Annotated in this window: 18 protein-coding genes; 9 read left to right on the top strand and 9 right to left on the bottom strand. The window is 68.6% G+C overall.

The window, feature by feature from the left end; genetic code table 11:
* Positions 1 to 44 precede the first annotated feature (44 nt).
* Entirely contained in the window at positions 45 to 632 is a 588-nt protein-coding gene (locus KEG38_RS21370) for a hypothetical protein (protein ID WP_272416933.1), read from the top strand.
* Positions 633 to 645: 13 nt separating this feature from the next.
* Here the strand turns inward: KEG38_RS21370 and KEG38_RS21375 are convergent, their stop codons facing one another.
* Both KEG38_RS21375 and KEG38_RS21380 read right to left on the bottom strand, forming a co-directional pair.
* On the bottom strand, positions 646 to 2,673 hold the full coding sequence (locus tag KEG38_RS21375) for an HD family phosphohydrolase (protein WP_272416934.1): 2,028 nt from the start codon (positions 2,671 to 2,673) through the stop codon (positions 646 to 648).
* On the bottom strand, positions 2,670 to 3,773 hold the full coding sequence (locus tag KEG38_RS21380; protein WP_272416935.1) for a PhoH family protein: 1,104 nt from the start codon (positions 3,771 to 3,773) through the stop codon (positions 2,670 to 2,672). Before KEG38_RS21380 ends, KEG38_RS21375 begins: the two co-directional genes overlap by 4 nt.
* A gap of 113 nt (positions 3,774 to 3,886) precedes the next feature.
* On the opposite strand from KEG38_RS21380, the gene KEG38_RS21385 reads away from it, so the two are divergent.
* Both KEG38_RS21385 and KEG38_RS21390 read left to right on the top strand, forming a co-directional pair.
* Positions 3,887 to 5,767: a porin gene (locus KEG38_RS21385; protein ID WP_272416936.1), complete on the top strand. Its 1,881-nt coding sequence runs from the start codon at positions 3,887 to 3,889 to the stop codon at positions 5,765 to 5,767.
* A gap of 64 nt (positions 5,768 to 5,831) precedes the next feature.
* On the top strand, positions 5,832 to 7,112 hold the full coding sequence (locus KEG38_RS21390) for a penicillin-binding transpeptidase domain-containing protein (RefSeq protein ID WP_272416937.1): 1,281 nt from the start codon (positions 5,832 to 5,834) through the stop codon (positions 7,110 to 7,112).
* A 42-nt stretch (positions 7,113 to 7,154) separates the two neighbouring features.
* Here KEG38_RS21390 and KEG38_RS21395 read toward each other — a convergent pair whose 3' ends face one another.
* Entirely contained in the window at positions 7,155 to 7,736 is a 582-nt protein-coding gene (locus tag KEG38_RS21395) for a thymidine kinase (RefSeq protein WP_308215611.1), read from the bottom strand.
* Between the two features lie 286 nt (positions 7,737 to 8,022).
* Here KEG38_RS21395 and KEG38_RS21400 point away from each other — a divergent pair, with 286 nt between their 5' ends.
* Both KEG38_RS21400 and KEG38_RS21405 read left to right on the top strand, forming a co-directional pair.
* Positions 8,023 to 8,277, top strand: coding sequence for a hypothetical protein (locus tag KEG38_RS21400; RefSeq protein WP_136933470.1), 255 nt, complete (start codon positions 8,023 to 8,025; stop codon positions 8,275 to 8,277).
* A 149-nt stretch (positions 8,278 to 8,426) separates the two neighbouring features.
* Complete coding sequence (locus KEG38_RS21405) at positions 8,427 to 8,594, top strand: hypothetical protein (RefSeq protein WP_272416938.1); 168 nt, start codon at positions 8,427 to 8,429, stop codon at positions 8,592 to 8,594.
* A 53-nt stretch (positions 8,595 to 8,647) separates the two neighbouring features.
* Here KEG38_RS21405 and KEG38_RS21410 read toward each other — a convergent pair whose 3' ends face one another.
* The 4 genes from KEG38_RS21410 to KEG38_RS21425 are packed head-to-tail and all read right to left on the bottom strand — an operon-like array spanning position 8,648 to position 14,413.
* Positions 8,648 to 9,106, bottom strand: coding sequence for a hypothetical protein (locus KEG38_RS21410; protein WP_272416939.1), 459 nt, complete (start codon positions 9,104 to 9,106; stop codon positions 8,648 to 8,650).
* Positions 9,107 to 9,159: 53 nt separating this feature from the next.
* Complete coding sequence (locus KEG38_RS21415) at positions 9,160 to 12,174, bottom strand: BamA/TamA family outer membrane protein (protein WP_272416940.1); 3,015 nt, start codon at positions 12,172 to 12,174, stop codon at positions 9,160 to 9,162.
* The gene (locus KEG38_RS21420) at positions 12,171 to 13,478 is read right to left on the bottom strand and encodes a hypothetical protein (RefSeq protein ID WP_272416941.1); all 1,308 of its coding nucleotides are present in this window, start codon (positions 13,476 to 13,478) and stop codon (positions 12,171 to 12,173) included. The genes KEG38_RS21415 and KEG38_RS21420 overlap by 4 nt, the downstream gene beginning before the upstream one ends.
* A gap of 41 nt (positions 13,479 to 13,519) precedes the next feature.
* A complete protein-coding gene (locus tag KEG38_RS21425; protein WP_272416942.1) occupies positions 13,520 to 14,413 on the bottom strand; it encodes a methionyl-tRNA formyltransferase in 894 nt (297 codons plus the stop codon).
* Between the two features lie 62 nt (positions 14,414 to 14,475).
* On the opposite strand from KEG38_RS21425, the gene ftsE reads away from it, so the two are divergent.
* The 3 genes from ftsE to KEG38_RS21440 are packed head-to-tail and all read left to right on the top strand — an operon-like array spanning position 14,476 to position 17,140.
* Positions 14,476 to 15,264 carry a cell division ATP-binding protein FtsE gene (gene ftsE, locus KEG38_RS21430; protein ID WP_272416943.1) on the top strand — a complete coding sequence of 263 codons (789 nt, stop codon included), beginning with the start codon at positions 14,476 to 14,478 and terminating at the stop codon, positions 15,262 to 15,264.
* 15 nt (positions 15,265 to 15,279) lie between these two features.
* Positions 15,280 to 16,170, top strand: coding sequence for a cell division protein FtsX (locus tag KEG38_RS21435; RefSeq protein WP_272416944.1), 891 nt, complete (start codon positions 15,280 to 15,282; stop codon positions 16,168 to 16,170).
* Position 16,171: 1 nt separating this feature from the next.
* Complete coding sequence (locus tag KEG38_RS21440) at positions 16,172 to 17,140, top strand: murein hydrolase activator EnvC family protein (protein WP_272416945.1); 969 nt, start codon at positions 16,172 to 16,174, stop codon at positions 17,138 to 17,140.
* Between the two features lie 4 nt (positions 17,141 to 17,144).
* Here the strand turns inward: KEG38_RS21440 and KEG38_RS21445 are convergent, their stop codons facing one another.
* Together KEG38_RS21445 and KEG38_RS21450 are read right to left on the bottom strand one after the other, a co-directional pair.
* Positions 17,145 to 19,193: an ATP-binding protein gene (locus KEG38_RS21445; RefSeq protein ID WP_272416946.1), complete on the bottom strand. Its 2,049-nt coding sequence runs from the start codon at positions 19,191 to 19,193 to the stop codon at positions 17,145 to 17,147.
* Positions 19,190 to 20,623: a sensor histidine kinase gene (locus KEG38_RS21450; RefSeq protein ID WP_272416947.1), complete on the bottom strand. Its 1,434-nt coding sequence runs from the start codon at positions 20,621 to 20,623 to the stop codon at positions 19,190 to 19,192. Before KEG38_RS21450 ends, KEG38_RS21445 begins: the two co-directional genes overlap by 4 nt.
* Positions 20,624 to 20,908: 285 nt before the next feature.
* Here KEG38_RS21450 and KEG38_RS21455 point away from each other — a divergent pair, with 285 nt between their 5' ends.
* Entirely contained in the window at positions 20,909 to 21,793 is an 885-nt protein-coding gene (locus tag KEG38_RS21455) for an alpha/beta hydrolase (protein WP_272416948.1), read from the top strand.
* Positions 21,794 to 21,812: the final 19 nt, after the last annotated feature.

The raw sequence follows: 21,812 nt of genomic DNA on the forward strand, positions 1-21,812 counted from the left end.
AAGCACCTCGGCGCCCGCGCCCCTTCGCGGGCGCCGAATCCCCGATGCGACACTGCGTTTCCACGGCCCTCTCCTTGATCGCCTGCCTTTCCCTCGTCGCTTGTGAAAAGAGCGGCAGCGAGGGAGGCGCGCCGCCCGCTCCCTCCATCGCCCCCGCGACAACCGTTCCGTCCGGAAAAACCGCCGAGGTCGCGCCGAGCGCCGCGCCGAGCCCGAGCGCTTCCGCGGCTCTGCCCGCCGAGCCGCCGGGGCTCGTGGGGACGTGGGAAGGCAAGTACGACGCAAAGAAGGGCGAGGTCGAGATGCCGCCCAAAGTGAAGGACAAAGTCCGCACGAAGGACGACGGCAAGGTGGCGGTGGGTTCGGGGACGCTCACGCTCACCATCGGCCCGGACGGCGAGCTGAAAGGAAAAACCTCGGGCGCGCTCGGCGCCGCGGCGCTCAGCGGCAAAGTCGAGGGTGACGAGGTGCGCGCGACGTTTTTTCCGGAAGATGCGCTTTCCAAAGAAGCGATGTTCGGCATCGTCCAGGGCAAGCGCAAAGACGACAAGATCGTCGGACGCATCCGTGTGGCGAGCGGGGACGCGTCGATCGTGCGCGAGGCCGAAATCGAGCTGAAGAAGAAGGACTAACCGCGCAATTGCGTCATCGCGAAGACGCCGCGAGGGCCGAGTGCGGCGCGCCGGGCTGTTCGAGCACGGTCCACACCCTCGCTTCGATGAAGACGCGCACGAGGTCGGCGTCGACGTGCTGGTCTTTGACTTCGAGGCCGAGGATGTCGAGCGCGCGGTCGACGGGTACGGCTTTTTTGTAGGGCCTGTCGCTCGCGGTGAGCGCGTCGAAGATGTCGCTGACGCTCATCATCTTGGATTGCAGCGGGATTTCCTCGGCGCGCAGCCGATGCGGATAACCCGTGCCGTTCAAGCGTTCGTGATGCGAGCCCGCGATGACGGCGACGCGTCGGAACTGTTTGCCCCAGGGGATCTGCGAAAGGAACTGGTAGGTGTGGACCACGTGGTTGCGGATTTCTTCGATCTCCGCGGGCGTGAGCGATCCACGCGCCACCGACAAACACGCGACTTCTTCGGAGCGAAGGAGCGGCACGACGTCACCCGAGAAGTCGGTGAACGTCTCGCGCGCGATGGCCTCGATGCGCGCGAAATCACCGCCTTTGAGGACCGAGGGCTCGTTCGCCGCGACGATCGCGGCATACGCGGCTTCGAGCTCGGCCTTGCGCGACGATAACTCCTGATCGAGCGCGACGAGTTCGTCGGCGCGCGCGCCGCGTTGCACGAGCCGGAGCTTGCGTTCGAGGATCTCCACCTCGTACGAGCGCGATGCGATCTCGATACGATGACGGATGATGGCGAGCTCGTGTGGATAGAGCTTCTTTGCCTTCACGAGGACCTGCTCGCGTACGCCGATCTTGCCGAAATCGTGAAGCAGCGACGCGTACTCGAGCTCGCGAAGATCGTCCTTCGTCCATGTGACGCCGCGATAGGGGCCGGCCGTGTCGCGCTCGAGTGCGCGCGCGAGGCCCACCGTGAGGAGCGCGACCCGGCGCGAGTGACCACTCGTCGTGGGATCGCGCTGCTCGATGGCCTCGACGCTGGCGCGGACGAACCCTTCGAGCATGTGATGGATCTCGGTATAAAGAACCGCGTTCTCCAGCGCGATGCCGGCCTGTGATCCGAGCGTGCCGACGAGCTCTTCGCTGCGCGCGTCGAACGGAACAACCTGGTCTTCGACGTCCTCGTCCGAGAGGAGCTTTCGGTCGGCGGCGCGTTTCTTGTTGATGAGCTGGATGACGCCGATGACCTCGCCTTTGCGCGAGAGCAGCGGCATGCACAACATCGACTTCGTGCGATAGCCGATCTTCGCGTCGAACGATCGATCGAAGCCGTACGGCGATACCGCGGGCAGGTCGTAGACGTCGGCGATGTTGAGGGGTCGTTTGTGGAGCGCGACGTAACCCGACATCGATCGGGGGCTCACGGGCAGGGTGAACTCGCGCGCGTCGAAGGGCACGGAGTCGTTTTGCGAGAGCTTGAAGCGCAGGGTGCGGCGGAGCGGATCGGGGTCGTCGCCTTCGACGACGTAGATGCTGCCGGCGTCCGCGCCCGTGATGAAGCGGCTCTTCTCCAGGATGAGCGAGAGCAGCTTGTCGAGCTCGCGCTCGGTGGTGATGGCCTTGGCAATCTCGATGAGCTCGCCGAGCTCGTAACGATAGCGGTTCAGCCATTTGCCGCGCGCCTCGGCGCGGGCCTTCGACTCGAGCAGCTCGCAAACGTTGTGGATGGCGACGTAGAGCTCGTCGGAGCTCGGATCGGGGCTCACGAGCGCGCCGAGGCCACGGTTCAAGGCGCCCGTGACGTCGCCGATGGCAGGGCTGCCGATGAGGACGAGCATGGCCTCGCCCGAAGCGAGTTTGTGCGCGAAGGGGCGGAGCACTTCGCGGCCGCGGTCCCAGAGCGAGCCCGGCGCGAGCACCGCGAAGAGCCGGTCGCTCCGCACCGTGACGAGCATAGGATGCGGCCGAACGACGGTGCGATCGGAGAGACGCGCATCCGACGTGAGGCGCGTCTCGATGATGTTCATCGTCGTGAGCGCGTCTCTGCCGTATCGCGCCGAGCTTCGGGCGACGTCACTTGCCCCGTCGATGAAAAAGCTCACGAGGCGGTCCCTTTTTCGCGCGGCTCGTCCGCGGGCTCGAGGTTCGTCGGGGTCGATTGCGCCGCGGCGGGTCCGTCGCGGCGATCTCGATCGCGGTCACGCTCCTTTTCCGCGCGCCTCGCAGCCACTTCCTGATCACGCTTCTCGTACGCGACGATGATGCGTTGTACGAGCGGATGGCGGACGACATCGACCTCGGTGAAGTGACAAATCGCGATGCCATCGATCCCCGCGAGTAGCTCGCGCGCTTCTGCGAGGCCGCTTCGCGCGCCGTGCGGCAGATCGACCTGCGTGACGTCGCCCGTGACGACCGCGCGCGACGAGTAGCCGAGGCGGGTCAGGAACATGCGCATCTGATCACTCGTCGCGTTCTGCGCTTCGTCGAGGATGACGAAGGAATCGTTCAGCGTGCGGCCACGCATGAACGCGAGCGGCGCGACCTCGATCTGTCCGCGCGAGACGAGCCCCGAGGCTTTGTCGGCATCCATCATGTCGTGCAAAGCATCATAGAGCGGACGGAGGTACGGATTCACTTTCTCGGCGAGGTCGCCCGGCAGAAAGCCGAGCCGCTCGCCCGCTTCGACCGCCGGGCGCGTGAGGATGATGCGTTTCACGCGACGCTCGAGGAGCGCGTGCACGGCCATGGCCATGGCGAGGTACGTCTTGCCCGTGCCCGCCGGCCCGATGCCGAACGTCATGTCGTGCGTACGGATTGCCTGGATGTATCGCTTTTGCGCGATCGTCTTGGCGGTGACGGGTCTGCGCCGCGCGGTCACGAGCACGACGTCTTCGAAGAGCTCGCGCAGCGTGAGCGCGGGGTCCTCGCGGAGGGCTTGCACGGCGCGCACGTAATCCTGCGCGTCGAGCACGGCGCCGCTGCGCAGGAGCTGGGCCGCCTCGGCGAGGAATCGCTCGGCGAGCGCGACCGAGTCGGCGTCGCCGGCGAGGCGAATGATGTTGCCCCGCAGGCTCGCGTCGATGCCGAGTGTCCTCGCCACGGACTTCAGGTGTTCACTCGCCGGACCGGCGAGCGAGACGAGCGTCGTGTTGTCGAGCACCTCGACGTCTGCCGTGATCCGAATGGGCGTGCTGCTGGTCATGGTTCGTTCTGTCGCTTGCTCGTGTCGCCCTGGCCGCGCGTGGCTTGACCCTCTGCGCGTCGCATGCGAGCGTCGTGCCCGCCCGTCGGGCGCGAAGCCGGAAACATTCGCGAATGCTGCATACGAAAAGCGGGGACACGAAGCGCCTCGAAGGAGGCCTCCGCGGGAGCATAGCCAAGGCGGTGCTCTCCGGCGCGCTCGCGTGTGTTTTTTCTGTCCCGGCGGCGCTCGCGCAAGTGCCGCCGCAGCCGCCTGGTCCCAAACCCGCGGCCACGGGGGAAGGAAAAACCCAGGCGAAACCGCCTGCGCCGAAGCCCATGGGGACCGTGCCGCGGCCCTTCGAGCTGCGGAACGTGGTGATTCCGCCGCCCACGCCTGCCGGCCCGCCGCCGCCGCCGCCCGCCGGCAAAACGCCGCCCGTGGTCACGCCGCCGCCCGCGCCCGTGCAGCCGTTTCCGATCGAGGTCGACGTGCCTTCGCGCACGGAGCCGCGGATGGCGCTGGCCGGTTTTCAAGGCGGAATTTTTCTACGTGATCCATCGGACGACATCCGTATGTATGTCCGGGGCCGTCTGCACCTCGATTTCCATTCCTTCCTCGGCGGCGGCGCGAGCGCGCTTCCAGCAAAGGACGGCGGCACGTTGCTCGCGCCGCGTTTTTTCGCTCGCCGCGCGCGTATCGAGCTCGCGGCCGATCTCTTCCGTCGATGGTTTGCCCTGGCCTCCGTGGATTTCGGCGGACAGCCCATAACGAACCCGATGGGCGAGGCGCAGCCGGCGACGTTGCCGCCCGGACAAGCGCCACTCCAAGCGTGGACACGCTTCGCGCCGCCGCAGTCCGTAGGAGCGACGGCACAGCTCGCGAACGCGTACATCGACTACACGCTCCTGCGTCAGTTTCACGTGATGCTCGGGCAACACCAGGCGCCGTTTTCCCTGGAGAACCGCACGGGCAACGATCAGCACCCGTGGATGGAGCGCGTGCTGCCGATTCGAGCGTTCGTCCAGCCGAACGGCAAGGAAATCGGCATGACGATCTGGGGCGATCTCAACGAAGCGCAAACCCTGAGCTACGAGCTCGGCGTCTTCGTCGGCGACGGACCGAATCGACCGCAGGTCGACCGTTACCCCGATTTCATCGGCCGCTTCGTTGTGCGCCCGTTCTCGCGGGGCACGCCGGCGACGAAGGAGGAGTTCGCGGAGAGGTCGAGCAGCCTGGCCGGACAACTCCTGCAACGCTTGCAGATCGGCGTGAGCATGCAGCGCGGCGCGCGTGATCCGGCGTTCGTCGCGTACGACTATCCCGCGATCACGACAGCGCAGGGGTTCGCATTGTGGGATCCGCGGTACCGCGATACACGTGGCAGGCTCGTGCGCGTCTTGCCGTCTGGCGCGCAAAACCGCATCGGCGGCGAGCTGCGCGCGCCGATCGGTCCGTTCGAGCTCCGCGCCGAAGCGTACTGGGTCGACAACGGGACCCGCGAGGCGATCGATGGTCTCGCGTTCGAACACACCGAGCGGCTCGGGAATGTCGAGGGCGTGGGCTGGTACGTGCATGCCTCGGCGTGGCCCGTCGGGGATGCGTACGTGAACGGCGAACCGGGTTTTTCCCGGCCACCCAGGCTCGATCTGTCGGCACCGGAGACCCAAAAGCGAAACGACGACCGGCGCGGGCTCGAGGTGATGGCGATCGCGGCGGGCGTGCAAGCGGCATACGACGGCGCCGCACGTGGAGGCGACTACGATACGGCGACGCCGGGCGCGCCGGGGCGGACGTCGAAGATCTCGGTCTTCCAGGTCGGGCTCGGCGCGACGTACTGGCACACGCGGTTCGTCCGGGTAACGGTGAACTGGCTCGCCTACCACACGCCGGGGAGCGGGACGGGGGAGAACCTCGCGCTCGTGCCGGGAAATTTACTCGAGGATGCGAAGAATCCCGCGCGATCCGCGACGTGGATGCACGAGCTCGGCGCGCGCGCGGCCGTGAACTTCTGAGCCGGCGACGTCACACAACATTTTTGGCCCAGCCACACGCCGCGCGTTAAGGCCCGAGGAGCCAATGCGTCAGTGGATCGCCATCGGTGCCGCCGTGGGGCTCGTGGCCGTCACGCTCCCCATGTTGCGCAAGCACGACGTGGAGCTCGCCGGTCTCCTCGCGAAAAGCAAAATCGAAACGAACGGAGGGCCCGTCGTCACGCGGGAGGTGACGCCACCCCCACTGACCGACATCGACCTGACCCGGATCGACGATCGCGGAAACGTCGCGATCGCGCCGGCCCACGGCAATCGCAAGGCCGAGCTTTCGGTGGTGCCGAAGTACCAGCGTGCGGCCGTGGCGCTTTTGCGCGGCGGGCACGTGCCCGAGGGCGCCGTCGTGATGACCGACATCAAGACGGGTCGGGTGCTCGCGTGGGCGAGCTACGTGGATCAAGGCGCGATGCACGACGTCGCGGCGGAGGCGACGGCGCCTTCGGCGAGCGTGTTCAAGATCGTGACGGCGACGGCGCTCGTGGAGCACGCCGGGCTCGGGCCCAACACGAAGCAGTGTTACTCGGGCGGCGAGCACGCGATCACCGCGAAAGACATGGTCGAGAACAAGAAGCGCGACAAGTGGTGCGCCACGCTCGCGCAGGCGATGGGCCGCAGCTTGAACACGGTGTTCGCGCGGCTCGCGGCCAAACACCTCGATCGCGGCGAGCTCGAAGGGACGGCGCAGAAGCTCGGCTGGGGGCAGGACATCCCGTTCGACGTGAAGCTCGCGCAAAGCACGATCACGCTGCCCGAGGACGACCTCGGCTTCGCCCGCACGGCCGCAGGCTTCTGGAACACGACGCTCTCGCCGTTCCAGGGCGTGAACCTGGCGACGACGATCGCGAACGGCGGCGAGATGGTGCGCCTGTCGATCGTGACGAGCGTGAAGGACGAGGAAGGCGAGATCTACAAGGGTCCGACCGCCCGCATGCCGCTGAAGCGCGTGATGAGCGAGCAGACGGCTCGAGCAATCACGTCGATGATGGAAGAGACGGTGGACTCGGGGACGAGTTACAAGTCGTTCCACGATCGCGCGGGTCGGTCCTATCTGCCGGACATCCGCATCGCGGGGAAGACGGGCACGCTGACGAAGCCGACGCCCGAGGGCCCGTTCTACACGTGGTGGGTGGGCTTCGCGCCCAGCGACAAACCCGAGGTCGCGCTGTCGGTGCTCGTGGCGAACGGCGCGAAGTGGCGCGTGAAAGCGACGCACGTGGCCTCCGACATGCTGCGCGTGTACTTCGCGGACAAGAACGCGCCGGGCGTGCGGAGCCCGTTCGATTCGGGGTCGGTGGCGCGGCGGGATTAGCCTCACCCCCAGCCCCTCTCCCTCGCGGGAGAGGGGAGAAGATCAGAATTCGGTGCGGGGGACGTCGCGCGGCTCGAAGCAGCCGCGGCAGCGCGCCTCGTAGCTCTCGGCGCCGCCGACGAGCACCGTCGTGGCCTTGGGGATGAGGCGCTGCGAGCGGCTCGCAGGGCCGCCGCAGACGGCGCAGACGGCGTGCACCTTCGTGACCTCCTCGGCGATGGCCATGAGTTCGGGCATCGGCGGGAAGGGGCGGCCGAGGTAGTCCTGGTCGAGGCCGGCCGCGATGACGCGCAGGCCGCGATTGGCGAGTTTGTCGCAGACCTCGATGATGCCTCGATCGAAGAACTGTGCCTCGTCGATAGCGACGACGTCGGTCTCGTCGAGCACGCGCTCCTCGATGCTCGCGCTCGTGCCGACGGCCACGGCCTCGACGCTCACGGCCTCGTGGCTGACGATGCGATGCGCGTCGTATCGATCGTCGATGCGAGGCTTGAACGCCTGGACACGCTGGCGAGCGAGGATCGCGCGCTTGATGCGCCGGATGAGCTCCTCGGTTTTTCCACTGAACATCGAGCCCGTGATGACCTCGACGGACCCTGTCGGACGAGCAGGTACCCCGCGCACGGGCGGAGACAGACCCCGGACGGCGGAAAGAGGCAAGGGGAAACGGCAGGCATCGAGTCGCGCCGCCCCCGGCCCGTTACGCAGGCGAGATCAGAAGGGCTCGGATCCCGGGGAATTTCGGAGGTTTGTAGGAGCCCGGTCGCTCGATGAAAACCCTCCGAACGAGGCGCATGCGTTGCGTCGATTCCGGATCTTTCATCGCGCGCGCTGGACGGACGCGTGGAAATCAGGCCCCGCCCTTGTGCAGCTTGTGCCCGTCTCGCGAGTGCATGCTAGGATGACTGCTGTGCAAGTTGTGCTCCGCAAGCTCGGCCGTGGCTCCCGCGCCGTCGTCGGTCGACTGGTACGTGCTCCGCGGAAAGGCTCCGTCGTCGTGATCGAGTTTTCCGACGGGATGCACGAATACGTGACGACGCCGGTCAAGCGGGTCCTCCGGCTCGCGGGGCGGGAAGTGTTCTACATCGAGACCGTGAACTCCCGGTATCGCCTCGAGGTCCGCGGCCGTGAGGTCGCCCTCGACGGAGCGGTCGGCGGGAGCTGACGAGCCCACCTCGATCCCTTCCCCAAATCCTTGCGGGCGGGCCCAGTCTTGGGCAGATTTGCCGCCCGTTTTTCGAACCGAACGACGAGGCTCACGCAGCACATGCTGTGAGAGGGCCCGACGAAGCATCCCCCGAGGAGTCACACGCGATGGGTTACCGTGATCGCCGCAACTCGATCAAGATGAGGCGCCGCAAGGCACAGGTGAAGAAGAAGGCGCGCGCCAAGGCACCGAAGGTCGAGCAGACCACGCAGGAGACCGCAGCGCCGAAGAAGTCGAAGAAGTCCGCGGCTGCGGCGCCGGCGGCTGCTAGCTGAACGACTCCCTCACCCCCATCCCCTCTCCCTTTCGGGAGAGGGGTGGATGAGCTTTACAAACCGTCCCTAGCGCTGCCGGTTTCGCCCTTGGGCGTGGCCGTGTCCGCGGGACGATCGAGGAGCGCCGTGTCGCCCGCGGCGCACTCCTCCGTGTCGACATGCCAGCCGCTCGCGTTGCGCCAGCGTTGGACGAGCTCGGTCGTGCGGAGCTCGGCCTCGTCGATGCGTTGCCACTCGACACGCACGCGCACCTCGGCTTCGTCGCGGTTTTTCATGCGCACGTCCGCAAGCTCGAGATCGACGACGCGCACGCGGTCGCCCCAGGAGGCGTGACGCTTCGCCCACGCGTCACGCGCCGAGAGCGCGACGTGTTCGCGCGCGATGTCCATGCGGCCGAAGCGCAGCGCCGTGTTGTGGTCGTACGCGGCGTCCATGAGCTTGTCCGTCGGCGTCTGCGGCATGACGCAGCCCGCAAAAGCGAGCGCGAGGAGGAGGGCGAGAGATCGGCGCACGTGCCGAAGAGACGCCTTGCACGAAGATCGGGGCAAGTTCTTGGCCTTTCTCGTCAGAACGCGCTCGAGGCGAGGAAGTACGCCTGGCCGCCGGGGATCGCCTTCGCGCTGAAGCCGTAGGCATAACCCACGCGAAGCTGCGTGTTGAGGTAGTAGCCGAGCGAGAGGCCAAGCCAGAGCTCGGCGCCGATCGACGTGTGGAGCTTGGGCGCGTCGATGAGCGCGCCGTTCGAGAGGAACGAGACGTCGTCCCGCGTGAGCTTGTCGAACGCGCCGCCGTAGTCGACGAAGAGGTTGCCGTCGAGGCGGCGGACGAAGAAGGGGAGCGTGGACAAACCCCAGTCGGGCTTGATGATCGGGAAGCGGTACTCGGCGTTCGTGAGGAGGTACGCGCGGCCCGCCGCGCTGCCGGGCGCGTAGCCGCGCAGGACGAAGGAGCCGTCGTAGATGCCCGTCGTGACCGTGTCGACGATGCTGACGTTGTCGAGGTCGTAGCCGCCGACGAAGAAGAAGCCGTCGCGCGGGTAGGTGCCCGCGGCGATGCCGCCCGCGACGCGCAAGGCGAGCGTGTGCAGGCCGCGCCAGGGCATGGGGATGTAGCCGGCCATGGAGGTCTCGGCCGTCTGGAGGGTGAAGTCGCTGCCGGTCGGCGGGCCCGCGTATTCGACGGCGAAGCGCATCGAGTAGCCGCGGATCGCGCCGGCCGCGTCGAGCGAGCCTTCGACGTTGGAGAAGGAGTAGGACGCGCGGACGGTGCCGATCGTGCCGCTGATGGGCAGGCGCGTGCGCGTGGCGTAAGGATCGGGCTGGGTTTGTCCGGGGAGCTCGGCGCGGAAGCCGGTGACCGAGTAGGCGAGGCTCAAGCTCTGATCGGTGAACTCGCCCGGCATGCGGTAGACGATGCTCGACGAGAGGCCGATGCCGCGCTCGTCGTAGGGGACGTCGCGGCCGTTGATGCGGTAGCCCTGGTAGCGCGGGGAGACGGCGTAGAAGAAGCGGAGATTGAGATCGACGGGGAGACGGCGGTAGGCGTAGTCGAGGTTCACGCGCGGCGCGGGCGCGGCGAAGTCGGCGATGAGCTCCGCCTGGAACTCGTGAAAGCCCGCGACGTCGGCGCCGAACGTGTTCAGCGTGAGCGCGTTCTGGCTGTAGTTGCCGGGGCCGAAGGAGACGCCGTAGTTGCGCGGCGCGAGCGTGGAGAGCGCCCGGTACGGGGTCTTCTGCATGAGGACGCGCTCGGGCTCGGGTGGAGGATCGGGGCGATCCGTGGGCGCCTGTGGCGCGTCGAGGAAACGCGCCGGGTCGAGCGGCATCGCGTAGAGGTCGTAGCCCTTCGAGGTGTAGCCGACGTAGACGAGTGTCTTGTCGTCGGGGCTTACCGCGGGCTGGAGCGCGCCTGTGCGGACGTTCGTGACTTGCTTGAGCGCGCGGCTTCCGACGTCGTAGGCGTAGATGTTCGGGATGCCGCTGCGATCCGAGGAGAAGTAGAGGGTCTTTCCGTCGCTCGACCAGGTGGGGTTCGCGTCGAGGGCGCGGTCGCGCGTGATGTTCTGGAACGAGCCGGTGGCGACGTCGACGATGCGGACGTCGCGGTAGCCGCCCGTGGTCCACGCGCTGTAGGCGATGGAGCGGCCGTCGGGCGAGAAGCGCGGCGTGTAGGCCTGCTCGAAGCGCGCGCTCGGGACGAGGTCGCGCCGGTTCTGGATGTGGCCCTCGGGGTCGAGGTCGGCGATCTCGAGGAACGTCGTGCCCTTCGTGTTGACGGTGAACGTGATGCGACGGCCGTCAGGACTGATGTCGGGCGCGCCGGCGCGTAGGCCGGTGGTGAGGCGATGGCGCGCGGCTTCGTCGCCACGTGGCGCCGTCTTGCCGTTCTCGACGCGGTAGAGGTCGTCGCGGCGGTAGACGATCTTGAAGGGGCCGTTGCTCTGGTGGAAGTGATCGCCGGCCGGCGAGAACGCCGAGGCCGAGGCGCCGCGGGTGCGGGCGACGAGCTTCGTGTCCTCCTCGAACGCGTCATGGCGGGCGTTGAAGCGCCCGCGGTAGATGCCCTCGCGGGCGTTGTAGTCGTCGCGGTAGTAGACGAGCTCGTCGGCGTCCGTGGCGCGAGCGTTTCGCGGGACGAACCTCGGGTAGAGGACGTTGCGGCCGTGGCGGGTGAGGCGCACGCCTTCGCGCAGGCCCCGCGCTTCGACGGCGCGTACCTGCGCGGCGTACTTGAGGCGGAGGTGATCCTTGAAGCCCTCGAAGAGCTCCTCGTACGTCCGGCCGGTGGCGCGGCGGATCGAGCGGTTGATGCCCCAGGGGATGACGTTCTGGCCGTAGTCCGCGGCGACGGCCGTCATCGTGTGGCCGCCGTAGACGTCGGTGACCCAGCCGAGGAAACGCGAGCCGTAGAGGTACCAGATGTTCCCCTGCGGCCAGCGCATCGAGGTCGACGACATCTGATCGAGCCGCGCGATGTTGTCGTCGAGCACGTCGGCGCGCAGGAACATGTCGAAGAGCGCGGAGCGCAGGCGGCCCGCGCTCGACTCGCGCGATTCGTACACCGTGGCGAGGCCCTCGATGATCCATCGCGGCTGCACCTGGTTCGGTGCGTACGACTTGCCGAGGATCGCGTTGGCGATCGCGGGCAGCCCCGAGATGTTGTCGAGGTGCAGGATGTGCGTGTGCTCGTGCGTGATGAGGTCGAGCAGCCAGTCGTCGTAGTCGCCGAGCGGCGAGAGGTCCTCGGGCGCGGTCGCGTAGAGGCGGACCGTGTTGAAGGGCAGCGCCGTGGCCGAGCCGTTCGCCGAGTCGACGTCGTCCGTCAGCACGATCTCGGTGATGCTGCGCGGGCGGTTTCCTAGCGCGACGGTGAGGCGCGCGTGGATGGCTTCCGAGACGCGCGCCACGCGCTCGGCGAGCGGCGTGAGCGTGGTCGGGTAGTGGACGCGGAAGTGCGCCGTCTCGATCGTTTGCCAATCGAGATCCGGGTCTCCGACGGCCTCGGCGGTGCGGGGCACGGCGAGGGCCAGCAAGAGCGCGGCGCCTACGAGGGCCGCGCGGCGTTTCGAAAAAGGCTTCACAGGTCGTCGTAGAACATCGGCTCGCGGTTCCGCGCGTAGCGGTAGACGAGCTGCCTGCCCTCGTTGCCGATCTGGGTGAGTCGCGCGCCGAAGCCGGGCTCGGAGGAGCCGCTCGCTTCGCGCGTCCATTGCACGACGCCCTTCGCGTAGAACTCGTAGTCGCCGGGGAGAAGAACGCGGAGCTGCACCTCGGCGCCGAGCTTCGGGATGCGGTAGGTCGAGACGAAGATGCCGCCGTGCTCGATGACGTCGTTGCCGGAGAGGCCCTTGTAGAAGTTCGAGGAGCTGTGCGTGCCGAGCTCGACGTCGACGGCGCGTGTGCCGGGCGGAGGCGCGTGCTCTTTGCTTCGCGCGGGCGCGGGCGCAGGCGTGGCCTTCGCGGGCGCGGGCGTGGGCTGCGGATCCCTGCGCGGCTCGGCCTTGGCAGGCGCGGGCGTGGGCGCGGGCTCCTTGGCCTTCGCGGGCGCGGGGGCCGGCGTGGGCGCGGGCGCGGGCTGCGGCGCAGGCGCGACGGGCTGCGGCGCGGGCGTGGCCTTCACCTCGACGACGGGCTGCGGCGCGAAGATCGGCGCGGGCGCAGGCTCGGGGGCGATCTGGAGGACCGGCGCGGGCTTGATGATCTCGACGGGCTCGGGCGCGGGAGCGGGTGCAGGCTTCGCTTGCGCCAACGGTTCGGGCGCGGGAACGGGTGCAAGTCTCGCCTCCGACACAACCGGTTGAAGCGCGGGAAGGGGTGCAGGCTTCGCTTGCGCCAACGGTTCGGGCGCGGGAACGGGTGCAGCCTTCGCTTGAGCGAACGGTTCGGGTGCGGGAAGGGGTGCAGCCTTCGCTTGAGCGAACGGTTCGGGCGCGGGAAGGGGTGCAGCCTTCGCTTGAGCGAACGGTTCGGGTGCGGGAACGGGTGCAGCCTTCGCTTCAGCGACCGGCTCGGGCGCGGGAGCGGGCGCGGGCTTCGGTTCCGCGACGGGTTGAGGCGCGGGCGCGCCCGTGCCCTTGTACTTCGCGAGCGCGTTCACCTTCGCGAGCGACGCGGCGACCGCTTCGAGCACCGTATCGACCGCGGGGTGATCGACGTCGAGCGCCTGCACGTCCGCGAGGACCTTGCGCACGTTCTTGAGGGCGACGTCGCGGCCGTCGAGTACAGCTCCGTTACTGCGCTCGATCTTGTGCAGGATGCCCATCGTCTTCGCGATGGGCTCGGCGGCTTCGAGGAGCTCGTCCGGCGCGTCGTCGGCACTCTGCAGGGCACCGAGCGCTTCGGCGAGGGATGCGCGCGCGGTCTTTGCGAGCTGAGCGGGTTCCACGGTCCTCCTCCAAGAAAGCGCGCCTGTCGCGGAGCGCGGCGTCAGCCTAGCAAAGGCTCCGGCGCAAGAAAGAGGCGGGCGAGGGCTTCCGCCGGGGCAGGCGCGCCGTCGATCTCACCGCGGACCAGGATCACCGCGCCGTCCCCCGTGCGAATCACGGCATGGCCCCCCTCGGCGTACCCCTCTCCAGGCTCCAGCGCTTCGGGAAAACGCGGCGCTTTGCGGGCCTCGAGCACGGTGACGAGCGTGCCCGCGATCTCGGTGAAGGCCCCGGGCGCAGGCGCGAGGGCGCGGATGTGCCGAAGGACGCGATCGGTGGGCCAGGTCCAGCGGATCGCGTGCTCGTCCTCGCCGAGGGCCGGCGCGTACGTGACGAGGTCTTCGTCTTGCGGGATCTCGGCGATCGTCTCGCCGCGGGAGAAGCGCATGCAGGTGCGGCGCAGGGCGCGGAGCGAGGGGCGATCGAGGGCGCGCGCGAGATCCCAGCCGGTCCAGCGCGGATCGATCGCGAGCTCTTCCTGTTCGAGGATCGCGCCCGTGTCGTACTCCTCGGCGATGCGATGCACGGACACGCCGGTCATCGCGTCGCCGCTCAAGATCGCCCACGTCGTCGGATCCGGGCCACGATGGCGCGGCAGGAGCGAGGGGTGCACGCCGATGCCGCCGAGCCGCGCGGCCTCGACGACGCGCATCGGCAGGCGCGTGGTCCAGAACCAGCTCACGACGAGATCGGGCGCGAGGCGCCTCACCCGATCAAGGAGCGCGGGATCGGTCACCTTGGGTCGGACGAGGACGCGCTCGCCGAACACGCGCCGCGCGCGACGCACGCCGAGCGCGTCCTTGCGGCAGACGGCGCAGAGCTCGATCGAGTGCCCGTCCTTCGCGAGCAGGAGCGCGGCGAGCGGCAGGCCAAAAAACGCGATGCGGAGCGGCATGGCCTCTCTCCCTTACCCCAAAAATTTTCCCGCTCCGTAGGGCCCTGGTAGCAATCGCGGCCATGGCGTCATCCCTGCGCCCTTCGTTTCACCCGGCCCTCAGACCCGGGCATCGGTTCGACCCGGCTGCAGCGAGGCGACCGATCCTGGTGTTCGAGGACGTGCACAAGGCCTACCGGGCCGACCAGCCCGTGCTGCGGGGGATGTCGCTCACGATCGAGCGGGGAGAGTTCGTCTTCATCACGGGGCCCTCGGGCTCGGGCAAGAGCACGCTCCTGCGCCTCGTGCATCGCACCGACCGCGTCGACGAGGGGCGGATCCTGTTCCTCGGCCGCGACGTGGGGCGCCTGCGCGAGGAGTCGATCCCGGCCTTGCGCCGGAACATCGGGTACGTGTTCCAGGACTTCAAGCTCGTGCCGAGCTGGACCGTGTTCGACAACGTCGCCGTGGCCCTCGAAGTCGTGGGCCTGCCGCCGCGGCTCGTGCGCAGCCGCGTGGGCGAGACGCTCGAACGCGTGGGGCTCGCGGGGCGCGGCGACGAGGAGGCCAAGCGGCTCTCGGGCGGCGAGCAGCAGAGGGTCGCGATCGCGCGGGCGATCGTGGGCGAGCCGGCGCTCATCCTCGCGGACGAGCCGACGGGCAACCTCGATCCGCAGCTCGCGATCGATATCCTCGGCCTGTTCGAGGACATCCACGAGACCGGGACCACGGTGCTCTTCGCGACGCACGATCGGACGCTGCTCGACGTGCGTCCGCGGCGCGTCGTGGTGCTCGACGCCGGCAAGGCGACGGACGCGCCGAACGGGCTCGACGTCGCCGGCGCGGACGCCCCGATGAATCTCGTGGCGTAGGGGGAGGAGTTTCGGATGGCGAGCGAACGGTACGGCGTGCGAGTGCCCATGAAGGCCTGGAGACCCGGGCGAGGGGACATGCGCGTGCACGTGCAGTCGATCTTCTCCCTCGCCGTCGCGTTCGTGTGCCTTGCGGCGTCGCTGCTCGTGGTGACGAACCTCTCGGCGGTGCGTGATCGCTGGTCGCGGGCCGGGCGCGCGACGGTGTACCTGCGCGACGGCGTGGCCGATCCCGAGGTGAACGAGCTCGTCCGCGCGCTCGAACGTACACCCGGCGTGAAGCGCGTGCGGCACGTGACGAGCGTGGAGGCGCGGCGCGAGATCGTGGTCGACGAGTCCGACGCGGCGCTCGCGTCGCTGCCGCCGGCCGCGTTTCCGGCCTCGCTCGAGCTCGGCTTCACGGACGACATCGGCGAGACCGATCTCCAGTCGATCGCGCTCAAGCTGCGGGCGCTGCCGGCGGTGGAGACGGTCGAGACGTATCAGCGCTGGACCGAGCGCCTCTCGTCGCTGCTCGGCGGCGGTGTGTCGGCGAGCGCGGCGCTCGCGGTGGTCGTGATGTGCGCGGTCTTCAGCGTGATCAGCTCGACCATGCGGCTCTTGCTGAGCCGAAGGCGCACCGAGGTCGAGGTCTTGAAGCTCGTCGGCGCGACGAACGAGTTCGTGCGGCGTCCCTTCGTGATCGAGGGCGCGATGCAAGGCGCGGCGGGCGCGGCGGCGGCGATCGCGCTGCTCGGCGGGTTGTTTTTCCTGGTGCGCGGGCGCTTCGATCACGAGCTCGCGAATCTGCTCGGGCTCTCGCCCTCGTTCTTGCCCTGGACCGTCTCGCTCGGGCTCGTGCTCCTCGGCGGCGCGCTCGGGGCGACGACGGCGCTCGTGAGCCTGCGCCGGATGGCTGCGATCTGACATGAGGCGCCGCACGTCGATCCTGCCGGTGTTGCTCCTCGCGCTCGTCTCGGGCGCGGCGCGAGGCGGCACGCCCGTGGAGTCGCTGCCCGTGCAGGCGCCGAGCGCGCTCTCGTCCGTCGCGGATTTCGAGCGACTCTTGAAGCGGATCGACGACGAGCAACGCGCCGTCGAGGTCGAGCTCGCGGGGATCGATCCGCACATCGAGACCTTGCGCAAGCGCATGCTGGCGCGCGGTCGGGCCTACTATCGCCACGTGCACGCGGGTCTCTTGCCCGTGGGGGAAGGGTTCGACGCGCTCGTCGATCACGCGGCGCGGGTCGAGCGGGTTCGTCGCGCCCTCGAGCGCGACATCGCCGATGAGAAGGCGCTACTCGAACGTCGCACCGAGCTCGAAGGTCGCATCCTGCGGCTCCGCGCCGAGCGCGCGCCGCTCGAGCTGCAGCGCGAGGCCATGATGCGGGCCAAGCGCGCGCTCGAAGCCGAAGACGAGCGCAGGGCGGCGTTCGCACGCGCCTTCGAATCGTCGTCACGCCCGGATTACGTGGCGATTTACGGCGCCGACAGCGGGCCTCGCGACGCGGACGCGCGCCTCGGGTTCGAGGCGCAGAAGGGTCGCCTGCTCTTCCCGGTCGCAGGGCGCGCCGAGGTGCGGCGCTCGTCGAAGCACGGCGTGAGCGGCGTCGAGCTCTTCACGCAGCCTGGCGCGGCCGTTCGCAGCGTCGCCGCGGGTCGCGTGGTGTTCGCGGATCGGTACGACAGTTACGCGCTCACGGTGATCGTCGATCACGGCGATCGTTACTACAGCGTGTACGCGAGCCTCGGCGGCACCGAGCTCCGCGCGGGTGATCCCGTGGCCGCGGGCGCGCGCGTCGGCACGGCGCCGACGGCAGGGCAGGGCGACACCGTGTACTTCGAGATCCGCCACGGCGCGACGCCGCTCGATCCCGGCCCCTGGCTCGGGCTCTAGCGCATCACGCGACCTCGGACGCGAGCGCGACGCCCCAGCGCGGCAGCGTCACCGTGAACGTCGAGCCCTCGCCCGGCTGGCTCTTCGCCGCGATCTTCCCGCCGTGCGCCTCCACGATCTGCTTCGCGATGAAGAGGCCGAGCCCGAGCCCTCCGTAGTGCTTGAGCGACACCGCGCGCTCGAACCGCTCGAAGATCCGCGCGCACGCCTCGGGCGCGATCCCCATCCCGTGATCCGTGACGGAGATCCGCGCCGCGTCACCGTCGTCCGTGATCACGACCTCGATGGGCCGGCCGCCCCCGTACTTCACCGCGTTCTCCAGCAGGTTCGAGAGAACCTGATCGATCCGCAACGGATCCCAGCGGCCGACGAGCGACGAACACGAACGCAGCTCGATCTTGGTGCCCGTCTCGTTCGACTCCGAAGCGAAGCGCTCGGTCACGTCGCGGGCGAGCGCGCAGAGGTCCACGGTTTCAGGCTCGATCGCGAGCTGACCGGCCGTGATGCGTGTGACGTCGAGCAGGCTCTCCACGAGCCGCGTGAGCCGGAAGATCTGCCGCGAGCAGCGCTCGACGCGTCCGGTGAGTTGATCGTTCAGGAGCCCCGCGCGCTTCAGTGTGCGTTCGAGCCCTTCGAGCTGGAGCTGCAGCGGCGTGAGCGGGGTTCGAAGCTCGTGCGAGGCGATCATGAAGAACTCGTCGCGCGCGCGGATCGCCTCCTGCGCCTCGCGGTAGAGGCGGGCGTTGTCGAGCGCGATGCCGAACCTGCGCCCGAGCTCCTGGGCCACGGCGAGGTCCGCCGGCGTGTACCGGCCTCGCGCCGCGCGACGCACGAGCTCGACCACGCCGAGCCTGCGTCCGCGCAGCTCGATCGGGACGCAGATGTACGAGATCGGCCCGAGCGAGCGCAAAAGCTCGGGGCTCGTCCCGAGCACGCGCGCCATGCAGGGGAGGTTCTCGATCACCTCGTGGAGGACCTTGCCGCCGCAGCGGAACGTGTAATCGGCGCCCTCGCGCCGCCCGATCGCGCGCGAGAGCTCCTTCGTGAGCTCTTCGTTCCCGATCTGGTTCGCGGCGGCGCAGACGACGAGGGCTCCCTGCTCGTTCGCGAGGTCCACCAAGCAGAGATCGCCGAGCAGCGGGATCGCGCGCTCGGTCGCCTTCTGCAGCGTGCCTTCGGTTTCGAGCGAGCTCGTGAGCAGGAGCGTTGTCTCGTCGAGGAACGCCTGGATCTCCTCGGCGCGCTTCTGCTCGGTGAGGTCTCGCATCACGGTGGCGAAGCCCCGCAGCTCGCCGTTCTCGTCGTGCACGGGCGAGAGCCGGAGCTCCGCGCGGAACTGCGAGCCGTCCTTGCGCACGAGAACGCCCTCGCCGAGGAAGTGGCCGTTGCGCTTGGCCCCGGCGAGCGCCTCCTCCGGGCTGCCCTGCTCGACGTCGCCCTCCGTGTAGAACGTCGACACGTGCGTGCCGAGGATCGCGCTCTGCTCGTGGCCCATGATCCGCGTCGCGCCGGCGTTCCAGCTCGCGACGCGCCCGTCGGGGTCGAGCATGAAGATCGCGTAGTCCTTCACGGACTCGACGAGCAGCCGGAAGCGCTTCTCGGCCTCCTCGGAGGCGCGCCGCCGCGCTTCCTCTTCGGCCAGCATCACCATCCGCGCGTGGAGCAGCCGATCCGTCTCGTGCTTGTAGAGCGCGATCTCGATCGCGCCGCGCAGCTCGCGCTCGTTGAACGGTTTGACCAGGTACCCGAAGGGACTCGTCGTCTTCGCGCGGACGATCGTCTCCTCGTCGGCGTACGCCGTGAGGTACACGATCGGGATGTCGAGCTCCGCGCGGATCCGTTCCGCGGCCTCTACCCCGTCCATCGACCCTTCGAGGCGGATGTCCATCAGGACGAGATCGGGTCTCCGCGCGAGCACTGTTTCGATCGCGCGCTCGCCGGACGCAGCCGTGCCCGAGACTTCGTATCCCAGGGATCGCAGCGTGTTTTCGAGGTCCGCGGCGACGATCCGCTGATCCTCGACGATGAAGATCTTCCGCTTCGCGTCGCTCATGATTGCGTCGGGCTCAGGGGGAAACGCACCACGAACTTCGTGCCGGAGTCTCGCTGGAGCTCGATCGTCCCGTGGATCTGCTCCGCCAGGATGCACACGAGCTTGAGGCCCAGCGTGCCGGCGTCGCGGAAGTCGACGTCGGGCGGAAAGCCGATTCCGTCGTCCTCGACCTCGAGGACCACCTCGTCCCCGCGCCGTTTGAGCCCGACCCGCACCGTTCCATTTCGACCGTCCGGGAACGCGTGCTTGATCGCGTTCGAAACGAGCTCGTTCACCACGAGCCCGCACGTGATCGCCGCGTCGACGCCGAGCGGTACGCCCTCGGCGTCGAGGGCGAGCGCGACGTGATCGGGGCTCACGCCGTACGTGTAGAGCAATCCCGCCGCGAGGCTCCGCAGGTACTCGGCGATCTCGACACGCGCGAGGTCCTTCGACTGGTAGAGCTTCTCGTGAAAAAGCGCGATCGATCGGACGCGCGTCTGGCTCTCCTTGAAGAGCTGCAGCGCGTGCGGGTCCGTGATCTGCCCCATCTGCAGGTTCAGCATGCTGGAGACGATCTGGAGGTTGTTCTTGACCCGATGGTGGATCTCCTTGAGCAAGACCTCCTTCTCCTGAAGCGAGGCGCGGAGCTTCTTCTCGACCATCTTGCGCTCGGTGATGTCGCGGATCGCGGCCGCGACGAGCAGGCCCTCTTCCGTTTCGATGGGGCTCAAACTAATTTCGACGGGGAACTCGGTGCCGTCCTTGCGACGGCCGTAGAGCTCGAGGCCGGAGCCCATGGGGCGTACGCGCGGGTCGGAGAAGAAGCTCGCGCGGTGCTGGATGTGCCGGTCGTGGATGCGATCGGGGACGAGGGCCTCGATGGGCTGGCCGAGGAGTTCGGCGCGCGGGAAGCCGAAGACACGCTCGGTTTGCGAGTTGCAGAGGAAGATCTTGCCCGCGGCGTTGACGATGACGATCGCGTCGGGCGCGGCTTCGAGGAAGCTCCGGAACTTCGCCTGCACGCGGTTGCGCTCGGTGACGTCGCGGATCGCCGCGGTGACGAGGATTCCGTCGCGCGTGCGGATCGGCGAGAGGCTGATCTCGACGGGGAACTCGGTGCCATCCTTGCGGCGCCCGTGCAGCTCGACGCCCGCGCCCATCGGTCTCGGGCGCGGCTCTTCGGCGTACTGCGTGCGGTGCTTGACGTGCTCGGACCGCAGGCGCTCGGGCACGAGGATGTCGATCGACTGACCGACGAGCTCGCCGCGCTCGTAGCCGAACATGCGTACGAGCTGGGTGTTGACGAGCATGATCGAGCCTGCGGCATCCACCATCACCATGGCGTCGGGCGCGGCCTCCAGGAGCTCGCGAAAGCCCTCCTGCGTGGCCGTCCTCGCCTCGTCTTCAGCCAATGCGCTGCCGTTCGCGCTCGGATGCACGAGTTGCACGGTTCCTGGTCTCCCCACCATGAACAGAAGGCCGTCGGGCTCGACCAGGGCACATCCGGCGGGCGAATACCGCTGGATTTCCGGCCCGGCCGTCGCTGATGTTTCGGCGCCGTACTACTTTGGATCCATAGCGTGACGAGCGCCAAACGCTACCGCGCAGCACGGAGGAGCCTGTCGGATTGCGGCTTTGGTGGCAGGCGATCGGAAATGTGAAAACGGGTCGTTCGCACGGCTCGTTCGCTCGCCCATGACGGACGCGAAGAGCTCCGCTAGAGAGCTTGGCTGATGGCCTTCACCCGCCGCCGCGCCCTCCTCGGCCTCGCCGCGTTCTCGATCGGCGCCTGTCGCAGCAAGCAGACGCCGCCGTCGCCGGTGGACGGACTTCGCTGGAAAGACCTCTCTTTCACGCCGGAAGAGGAGCGCGCCCTCGTCCTCGCCGCGCCGTCCACGCGGCCTCTGCCTGTGCTCGTCGCGCTGCATGGTCGTGGCGAATCGGGGCGTGGGCTCGAGGTCGGCGCGTTTGCGTGGCGGGATGATTACGGCCTCGATCGGATCGATCGAAGGCTTCTCGCGCCGCCGCTGACAGGTGTGGATCTCGAAGGGTTTGTCCGACCCGACCGGCTCGCGCAGATGAACGACTCGCTCGCAAAACACCCGTACGAGGGGCTCGTCGTCGCGTGCCCGTACACGCCCGTCGTCGCGGATCGATCCGAGAAAGGCGCCGCGCCCTTCGGCCGATTCGTGACCGACGTGCTCCTGCCGCGCGTGCGCGCCGAGGCGAAGGCGTCCTCGGATCGCGCGGCGACGGGCATCGACGGCGTCAGCATGGGCGGACGGCTTGCGCTCTTCGTCGGGTTCGCGCACCCGGAGATCTTCGGCGCGGTCGGTGCGCTCCAGCCGGCGTTGAAGCCCGAGGAGGCCCCGGTCTTCGCCAAGCTCGCGCGTGCGGCCATGGACCGGCAGCCGTTCGCGCTGAGGATCGTGTCGAGCGACGACGATCCGTTCCTGCCAGCCGTGCGGGCGCTCTCCGCGGCGCTCGCAGAGGAAAAGGTCCCGCATCAGCTCGTCGTGACGCCGGGGCCGCACGATTACGCCTGGAACCGAGGGCCCGGTGGGGCCGAGATGCTGCTCTGGCACGAGCGCGTCTTGCGCGGCTTGCCCGCCCCCTGAGCGCCGCCGCGCACAAAGC

It is taken from the genome of Polyangium jinanense (assembly GCF_028435265.1).
Classification (GTDB): Bacteria; Myxococcota_A; Polyangia; order Polyangiales; family Polyangiaceae; genus Polyangium; species Polyangium jinanense.

Bases quoted from the DNA above. Each gene is read 5' to 3' on its own strand.
- ftsE (WP_272416943.1), top strand. From the start codon at position 14,476: ATGGCGTCATCCCTGCGCCCTTCGTTTCACCCGGCCCTCAGACCCGGG.
- KEG38_RS21390 (WP_272416937.1), top strand. From the start codon at position 5,832: ATGCGTCAGTGGATCGCCATCGGTGCCGCCGTGGGGCTCGTGGCCGTC.
- KEG38_RS21425 (WP_272416942.1), bottom strand. From the start codon at position 14,413: ATGCCGCTCCGCATCGCGTTTTTTGGCCTGCCGCTCGCCGCGCTCCTG.
- KEG38_RS21385 (WP_272416936.1), top strand. From the start codon at position 3,887: ATGCTGCATACGAAAAGCGGGGACACGAAGCGCCTCGAAGGAGGCCTC.
- KEG38_RS21405 (WP_272416938.1), top strand. From the start codon at position 8,427: ATGGGTTACCGTGATCGCCGCAACTCGATCAAGATGAGGCGCCGCAAG.
- KEG38_RS21435 (WP_272416944.1), top strand. From the start codon at position 15,280: ATGGCGAGCGAACGGTACGGCGTGCGAGTGCCCATGAAGGCCTGGAGA.
- KEG38_RS21380 (WP_272416935.1), bottom strand. From the start codon at position 3,773: ATGACCAGCAGCACGCCCATTCGGATCACGGCAGACGTCGAGGTGCTC.
- KEG38_RS21445 (WP_272416946.1), bottom strand. From the start codon at position 19,193: ATGAGCGACGCGAAGCGGAAGATCTTCATCGTCGAGGATCAGCGGATC.
- KEG38_RS21455 (WP_272416948.1), top strand. From the start codon at position 20,909: ATGGCCTTCACCCGCCGCCGCGCCCTCCTCGGCCTCGCCGCGTTCTCG.
- KEG38_RS21370 (WP_272416933.1), top strand. From the start codon at position 45: ATGCGACACTGCGTTTCCACGGCCCTCTCCTTGATCGCCTGCCTTTCC.
- KEG38_RS21440 (WP_272416945.1), top strand. From the start codon at position 16,172: ATGAGGCGCCGCACGTCGATCCTGCCGGTGTTGCTCCTCGCGCTCGTC.